Here is a 7,779-nt window from a genome sequence, read left to right as displayed (position 1 = left end):
CCGCTCTATCTCGATGCGCCCGACGATGCCGAGCGCGAGGCGACCTCGTTCCGCTACGTGCCGCAGCCTGCACGCCGCCGCCTGATCGAGATGTTCGGCAAGGTCGATCTGCGGCTGGTCGGCAGCGGCCATGTGCACCAGCGCCGCGATTACACCTTCGGGCGCGTCAGGCAGATCTGGGCGCCCTCGGTCGGCTTTTACATCCGCGACGAGAAGCAGGAGCTGATCGGGATCAAGGAGACCGGATTGGTCGAATACCGCTTCCAGCCTGACAGCTTTGAAGTCCGCCACGTCAGGGCCAAGGGTCAGGTCGACATCGAGCTGGACACGCTCTACGGAAAGTAGCCGGCAGCCTGAAAGGCCTTAGCTCTGCGCCGCGTCCTTCAGGTCCCGCTTGATGACGGCGAGACGCGACTGCAGCGAGTCCTTGTTGGACTGCGGCGGCGACGAGGCTGCCCGCGCCGGAGGCAGCGAAGGCCTGGAGAGGACCGGCTCGTGGTCGGGCGCTTCCTCTACGAAATGTCCATGCAACACGTCATCGCGGCGACCCACGGCGAACATCGTCGCCCAGTAGCCGACGGCCAGCAAAATGACCCCTGCAACAACAAGCTCAAACATGGCTACACCTTAAATATAGTCATATTGATTCAACTCCTCCGGGTGCCGGTCAAGCAAATGGGGGCCAAAAAGCCCCCAAAAGCCCGACGTTGTGGCGTTTTTGATACGTATCTGCGCGGAATGCGACCCGGAAGCCCTCTCCGTCAGGCCCTGTCCGGCCCGACCCGGACCAGCTGCTTGCCGAAATTGGCGCCCTTGAGCAGGCCCATGAAGGCCTCCGGCGCCCTATCGAGCCCTTCGGTCACGAACTCCTTGTGCTTGACCTTGCCCTCGCGCACCCACTGCGACATGTCGCGGAGGAAGTCGCCATGCATGGCGGCGAAGTCGCTGACGATGAAGCCACGGAAGGTCAGGCGCTTCGTCAGGATGTTGCGCATCATGGCGCCGGCCCATTTCGGTGCATGCGCTTCGGTGTCGTTGTAATGCGCGATCAGGCCGCACACCGGGATACGCGCGAACGCGTTCAGCAGCGGAAACACCGCGTCGAACACCGCACCGCCCACGTTCTCGAAATAGACGTCGATACCCTTCGGGCAGGCTTCCTTGAGCTTCGCCGCAAGATTGGGATCGCGATGGTCGAGGCAGTCGTCGAAGCCGAGCTCGTTCTTGACGTAAGCGCACTTGTCCTTGCCGCCGGCGATGCCGACCGCACGCGCGCCCTTGATCTTGGCGATCTGGCCGACCGCCGAGCCGACGGCGCCCGACGCGGCGGCGACCACCACGGTCTCGCCCGCCTGCGGCTTGCCGATCTCGAGCAGGCCCGTGTAGGCGGTCATGCCGGGCATGCCGAGCACGCCCACCGCGGTCGAAACCGGGGCGATCTTCGGATCGATCTTGGCGAGCCCCTTGCCGTCGGACAGCGCATGGGTCTGCCAACCCGCGCGCGACAGCACGATATCGCCCTTGGCAAAGCCCGGATTGTTCGAGGCGATCACCTCGCTGACGGTGCCGCCCTCCATCACACCGCCGACCGGCACCGGCGCGGCGTAGGACGGACCGTCGGCCATGCGGCCGCGCATATAGGGATCAAGCGACAGCCAGATGGTGCGGAGCAGGACCTGCCCGTCACCCGGCACCGGCGGCGCGTAGTCTTCGATCTTGAAATTGGCTGCCGTGGGCTCGCCGTGGGGACGCGAGGCGAGAATGACGCGCTTGCCTTGGGACATGGAATTCCTCCGCTCGTTGATTTCGTGGCGGACACGTAGTCATGCAATCCGTCTCCCCGCAAGGGAGACGGATTTGCTCTTTCGCGCAACGCTGTTTGAAATGTTGTTTGAAATGACGGGCGTCATGCTGGCACGACGGTGCCCAACGACACGCCGTCATTCCGGAGCGCCTCGTAGAGGCGAACCGGGAATCTCGAGATTCCGAGTTCGGTCCTATCGGGCCGCCCCGGAATGACGGTGCTTGGGTTTACACCCCGCCCGGATAGTTCGGAGCTTCGCGGGTGATCGTCACATCGTGGACGTGGCTCTCGCGCAGGCCTGCGCCGGTGATGCGGACGAACTCGGCCTTGTCATGGAAGTCCTTGATGTCCTTCGCGCCGACATAGCCCATCGCGGCGCGCAGGCCGCCGGCGAGCTGATGCATGACGTTGCCGACGGGGCCCTTGTAGGGCACCTGACCCTCGATGCCTTCAGGGACCAGCTTCAGCGTGTCCTTGATGTCCTGCTGGAAGTAGCGGTCGGCGGAGCCGCGCGCCATCGCGCCGACCGAGCCCATGCCGCGATAGGCCTTGTAGGAGCGGCCCTGCCACAGGAAGACTTCGCCGGGCGTCTCGTCGGTGCCAGCGAGCAGCGAGCCGACCATCGCAATGTCGGCGCCGGCGGCAAGCGCCTTGGCGAGGTCGCCGGAATATTTGATGCCGCCGTCGGCGATGACAGGCACGTCGGCCTTCTTCGCGGCCGCTACCGCATCCATGATCGCGGTGAGCTGCGGCACGCCGACACCCGCGACGATACGCGTGGTGCAAATCGAGCCCGGACCGATGCCGACCTTGATGCAGTCGGCGCCAGCGTCGATCAGCGCCTGCGCGCCGCCTTCGGTCGCGACGTTACCCGCTACGACCTGCACGGCGTTGGAGAGCCGCTTGATGCGGTTGACGGCATTGAGCACATGGCGCGAGTGACCGTGCGCGGTGTCGACCACGACGACGTCGACGCCGGCATCGATCAGCCGCTCCGTGCGCTCATAGCCGGTCTCGCCGACCGTGGTAGCGGCAGCGACGCGAAGACGGCCCTGCGCGTCCTTGCAGGCAAGCGGATGGGCAACCGCCTTTTCGATGTCCTTCACGGTGATCAGGCCGACGCAGCGATATTGGTCGTCGACGACTAAGAGCTTTTCGATTCGATGCTGGTGCAGCATCCGCTTCGCCTCGTCCTGGCTGACGCCCTCGCGCACCGTGACGAGGTTCTCGTGCGTCATCAGTTCCGAGACCTTCTGCCTGGGATCGCTGGCAAAGCGCACGTCGCGGTTGGTCAGGATGCCGACCAGCTTGCCTGGCACGTTCTTGGCGCTGCCGGTAACGACCGGGATGCCGGAGATGCCGTTTTCCTTCATCAGCGCCAGCGCGTCGGCCAGCGTCGCTTCGGGGCCGATGGTCAGCGGATTGACCACCATGCCGGACTCGAACTTCTTCACCTGCCGCACCTGTGCGGCCTGGCCATCGGGATCGAAGTTGCGATGGATGACGCCGAGGCCGCCGGCCTGCGCCATCGCGATCGCCATGCGCGCCTCGGTGACGGTGTCCATTGCGGACGCCATGATCGGGATGTTGAGCGAGATCGCGCGGGTGACGCGCGAGCGGATGTCGACTTCCGAGGGAAGAACGTCCGACAGACCGGGCTTCAGAAGCACATCATCGAACGTGAACGCTTCGCGGATAGCCGGAAATCCCGTGGCCATTGCCAACTCCTTTCGGCGGCCGCAGCCGCGATAATCGTACGGATGAACGCCGCCTGCGGCGACGCTCGCTGCGTCACCGTCGAATCGGTGCCCATCGGTGGGGTTGACGCTGGTCGATAGCATGGCGGCATGACGAATCAAAGTGTTTGCCAGCCATGCACAGGCTTTTTACGGGGCCCAATAGCCGCGCGGCGGCCCATGGCGGCGGATCGCCTCGACCACCTCCCGGTGGCGCCGGTCCTCCCGCTTCATATGGACCGCGATCACGGCATGGGCCGACGGCACCAGCAGCAACACGTGGAAAATCAGCCCGAAAATCGCGCAAAACACGATCAGGACCAGGTTGAACAGCGCAGAGAACGGCTGCCCGTTCAGGAGCAGCCCGATCGGCGGCAACAGGGCGGCGAGGACGTAGATCACGGCACACCTTCCAAACGCTTGGCGGATGCATACCAGCGTCACGCTGGATTTAGGTGGTTTGGCCGGTTCCGCAATAGCTTGGGCAACGACGGGGTGATACAGCCCCCTCGCCCGCCTTTTTCAGCTCCCAGCCGTCCTATTTTCATGAACAAAGAACGCCTGATCCCGCTCATCGTCGCGACAGCCTTGTTCATGGAAAACATGGATTCCACCGTCATCGCGACCTCGCTGCCGGCGATTGCCGCCGACATCGGCACCAGCCCGCTGACGCTGAAACTGGCGATCACCTCCTACCTGCTCTCGCTCGCGGTGTTCATCCCGGCGAGCGGCTGGACCGCGGACCGGTTCGGCGCCCGCATCGTGTTTGCGGGCGCGGTCGGCGTCTTCATGCTGGGCTCGATCGGCTGCGCGCTATCGTCCTCGGTCACCGATTTCGTGTTCGCCCGCATCCTGCAGGGCCTCGGCGGGGCGATGATGACGCCGGTCGGGCGGCTGGTGCTGCTACGCTCGGTCGACAAGAGCGCGCTGGTCAACGCGATGGCCTGGGTGACGGTCCCGGCGCTGATAGGTCCGGTGATCGGGCCACCGCTCGGCGGCTTCATCACCACCTATTTTTCCTGGCACTGGATCTTCCTGATCAACATCCCGATCGGGCTGCTCGGCATCTTCATGGCGCTGAAATATATTGACCCGATCAAGAGTGAAGACCCCGAACGCTTCGATCTCACCGGCCTGGTGCTGGCCGGCATCGGCCTCGCCGGCATCGCCTTCGGGCTTTCGGTCGCCGGGCTCAATCTCCTGCCTTGGCCGATTGTCGCCGCTTTGGTCGGGGTCGGCTCGGTCTCGATGGCGCTCTACGTCAGGCATGCGAAGCGGACCGGATCGCCGGTGCTGGATTTTTCGCTGCTGCGGCTGCCCACGATGCGTGCGGCCATTGTCGGCGGCTTCATGTTCCGCCTCGGTATCGGCGCCTTGCCGTTCCTGCTGCCGCTGCTGATGCAGGTCGGCTTCGGGTTGACGCCGTTCCAGTCCGGCCTCGTGACGTTCTCCTCCGCGGTCGGCGCGATGGGCATGAAGACGCTCGCCGCACGCATCATCCGCGCCTTCGGCTTCCGCAACATGATGACCGTCAACGCGGTGGTCTCCTCGGTCTTCCTCGCCGCCTGCGCGCTGTTCACGGTGACGACGCCGCTGCTGCTGATCTTCATCATCCTGGTGGTCGGCGGCTTCTTCCGCTCGCTGCAATTCACCGCGATCAACACCGTGGCCTACGCGGAGGTCGAGGCGCCGCAGATGAGCCGCGCCACCACGCTGGTCAGCGTCAACCAGCAACTCGCGGTCTCTGCCGGCGTCGCGGTCGGCGCCTTCTCGGTCGAAACCGTGCTGGCGCTGCACAACCAGACCGAGCTCACCGCGGGCGTGTTCGCACCGGCCTTCGTCGTCGTGTCGCTGGTCTCGGCGGTGTCGGCGTGGTGGTTTCGGCAGATGCCGACCGACGCTGGCAACGAGATCTCCGGCCGCAAGGCGATCGAAATCTCGAGCCGCAAGGGTGCCGCGAAAGGTGCGGCCGCAGCCGCCGTCAAGGTCGCGGTCGAGGACACCCAGAACGCGCGGGATCAGCGGCTGGGCTAGTCAATCCAACGGTTATTCGCGAAGCACGGACAATCAGTGCAGGCGCGTCGCCCGATCACGTCCAGACCCTGGGGGTGGCCGGCCGTTCCGGCCATCTATCGTATCCGGACGTTCGACTAGCTCATATTGCGGAACGTGGGTGCTCTCCAACCACGATTCCAGCGCTGCTCCGCAGACCATGCAGATCGCGTCACCCGTGTGCGGCACCAAGAACTTCTCTTCAGTGCGTCTGTACTCGGCGCCGCAATTGCATTGAACAATTGTCGCCATCCCCGAATTATGCGCCTGGGATCATCGATTTTCCAGTCCTCAAGCAAGCCGCCACGGCACGTCGCCCCGCGATCAGTGGCTGAGTGGCGGGCGGCCGGCCCGGTGCACCACGGCGATCCGTCCCGGCAAAAAAATTTCAAAAAATTTCCACGAGAGTCAGAAACCGAACGGAAGCTCTGCGGCAGATCCGGCACTGTCCGGCTCAACCGGGAAGCAGTGATCCCGCATCAGCAAAAATCCATGTTCGAGGAAGCGCTCCGGGATTCCCCTCCGCGGCACCGGTGCGCCACGGAAGGCCCGGTTTTCCCTAAGTTTCATTTGAAAGGATAGGAGTCAGTGGGTGACGTGCATACGAGCGAAGTGAACGAAAATCCGAAAGCTGGCGGCTTCGGCCTGCATCTGTTCGCCTTGCCCAAGGCCTTCGAGGACATCACCAAGCAAAATGCGACGCGCCCGAGGGATGAATTCGAGAAAATCAAGGAGGCCTCGGCCGAGATCTCGAGAAAAGTTCCAACGGATCGGTTCTAACATTACAGTTGTCTTTTTGCTTTGAGGTGCGCCCGTTGAGCTGCCGCCTGGTGGGCTCTGCGCCAGAAGGACCAGGCGATGATGAGCGCGGGTTCGATCCGCGTGCGATGAAGTCTGATGGCAATGCGGCGGATTTCCTGGAGTGACCAGCGGATCAGTTTGGGGGCGGTTTTGTTTTGGCTTTTGCCGCGTGGCGCCGTTTCGTTTTTTTGGGCGGCGTCGGATTGGCGCGATGCCGGATTGCGGCCATCATGGCGAATGCGAGCATCACCAAGGACACGTGACGGTGCCAGCCATGCCAGGATCTGCTCTCGTTGTGATCGAGCCCGAATTCGTTTTTCGCAGTTTCAAAGCTGTCTTCGATCGCCCATCGATGGCCTTCGACCGCGACCAGCGTTTCAATTGATGTTCCTGCCGGGCACCAGGTCGAGAAGAAGGCGAGGTCATCATCAGCGATACGACGCCGGATCAGCAGACCGCGTGTCCAAAGACCTTGATCGACGCTGTTGAATTCTTCGGCATCGAGATCGGCTAGTTCGAGATAACACCAATCGTGCAGCCGCGGTCCTTTGGTTCCGGCACCGGCCGACAGGCGCTTCCAGTCGGATGGGCGTCGCGTCCGGGCGAGTTCCGCAGCCGTCCCGGCGACCGGCGGTCGCTTGCCCCAGGATCGGAATACATGAGCGCTGTTGACCCCAAGCACGTAGCCCTTGCCGGCCCGACGCAATTGCTGTTCGAGGTCGCCAACACCGTAAACGGTATCGCCGGCAACCCAGTTGAATGGGACAGACGCCGCTATCGCCCGTGCGATCATTCTCGTCGCAAGCTTTGGCTTGGTCGCAAAACCGACGTCGGCAGGCACGTATGTGGCTTCCAGGCGATCTGGATCGTCGGTCCATTCCTTCGGAAGATATAATGCGCGATCGATGAACGCATGGCCATGACGCGAAACGTAGGTAGCGAACACGCCGATCTGGCAGTTCGTAATCTTGCCTGCCGAACCGGTGTATTGCCGCGCCACGCCGCACGACGCCTTCCCCTGTTTGAGAAAGCCGGTCTCGTCGATGACGAGGACCGCATCGTCGTCTGCCAAATGCTCCATCACATAGTCGCGGACAATATCGCGCAAGGCATCGGCATCCCAATCGCTGCGACCCAAGATCGCCTGTTGCCGCCAAGGACCAGGATCGCCAGCGGCCTCCGCGCGCATCCAACCGGTCTTGCGTTGCTCATCACCGAGCAGACCTTCCAGAAACAGGCCCGCGTTCCTCGCAACACGTTCTTGCCCGAACAGCGGACGTATCCGCTTCTTAACCTCCCGAAGCGACGCAGCCCACAACGCAAGCGTCTCTTCAACTGACGCTGCCTGCGCCCACAATCTTCGAATCATGGTTGCCCATGGATTCA

The 7,779-nt window shown here is 63.3% G+C and carries 7 protein-coding genes and 1 pseudogene; 3 read left to right on the top strand and 5 right to left on the bottom strand.

Features of this window, described 5'->3' with window-relative positions; genetic code table 11:
* Positions 1 to 345, top strand: a pseudogene (locus tag AS156_RS45030) (metallophosphoesterase); the annotation flags it as partial.
* A gap of 18 nt (positions 346 to 363) precedes the next feature.
* On the opposite strand, the gene AS156_RS28270 reads toward AS156_RS45030, so the two are convergent.
* The 4 genes from AS156_RS28270 to AS156_RS28255 form a co-directional block, all read right to left on the bottom strand.
* Entirely contained in the window at positions 364 to 618 is a 255-nt protein-coding gene (locus AS156_RS28270) for a hypothetical protein (RefSeq protein WP_066511593.1), read from the bottom strand.
* Between the two features lie 143 nt (positions 619 to 761).
* Positions 762 to 1,784: an NADP-dependent oxidoreductase gene (locus AS156_RS28265; protein WP_066511591.1), complete on the bottom strand. Its 1,023-nt coding sequence runs from the start codon at positions 1,782 to 1,784 to the stop codon at positions 762 to 764.
* Between the two features lie 247 nt (positions 1,785 to 2,031).
* On the bottom strand, positions 2,032 to 3,522 hold the full coding sequence (gene guaB, locus AS156_RS28260; RefSeq protein ID WP_066511617.1) for an IMP dehydrogenase: 1,491 nt from the start codon (positions 3,520 to 3,522) through the stop codon (positions 2,032 to 2,034).
* 168 nt (positions 3,523 to 3,690) lie between these two features.
* Positions 3,691 to 3,942: a hypothetical protein gene (locus tag AS156_RS28255; RefSeq protein WP_066511589.1), complete on the bottom strand. Its 252-nt coding sequence runs from the start codon at positions 3,940 to 3,942 to the stop codon at positions 3,691 to 3,693.
* A 144-nt stretch (positions 3,943 to 4,086) separates the two neighbouring features.
* Between AS156_RS28255 and AS156_RS28250 the strand changes: the two genes are divergently transcribed.
* Both AS156_RS28250 and AS156_RS28245 read left to right on the top strand, forming a co-directional pair.
* Positions 4,087 to 5,574 carry an MFS transporter gene (locus tag AS156_RS28250; protein WP_066511581.1) on the top strand — a complete coding sequence of 496 codons (1,488 nt, stop codon included), beginning with the start codon at positions 4,087 to 4,089 and terminating at the stop codon, positions 5,572 to 5,574.
* A gap of 606 nt (positions 5,575 to 6,180) precedes the next feature.
* Positions 6,181 to 6,372 (top strand): hypothetical protein, encoded by a 192-nt coding sequence (locus AS156_RS28245; RefSeq protein ID WP_066511579.1) that lies wholly within the window; start codon positions 6,181 to 6,183, stop codon positions 6,370 to 6,372.
* A 154-nt stretch (positions 6,373 to 6,526) separates the two neighbouring features.
* Here AS156_RS28245 and AS156_RS28240 read toward each other — a convergent pair whose 3' ends face one another.
* Entirely contained in the window at positions 6,527 to 7,762 is a 1,236-nt protein-coding gene (locus AS156_RS28240) for an IS701 family transposase (RefSeq protein WP_066503483.1), read from the bottom strand.
* Between the last annotated feature and the right edge of the window lie 17 nt (positions 7,763 to 7,779).

The organism is Bradyrhizobium macuxiense (assembly GCF_001542415.1).
GTDB lineage: Bacteria > Pseudomonadota > Alphaproteobacteria > Rhizobiales > Xanthobacteraceae > Bradyrhizobium > Bradyrhizobium macuxiense.
Note: the sequence above shows the minus strand (reverse complement) of the source record. Positions and strands in the feature narration are given on the sequence as shown.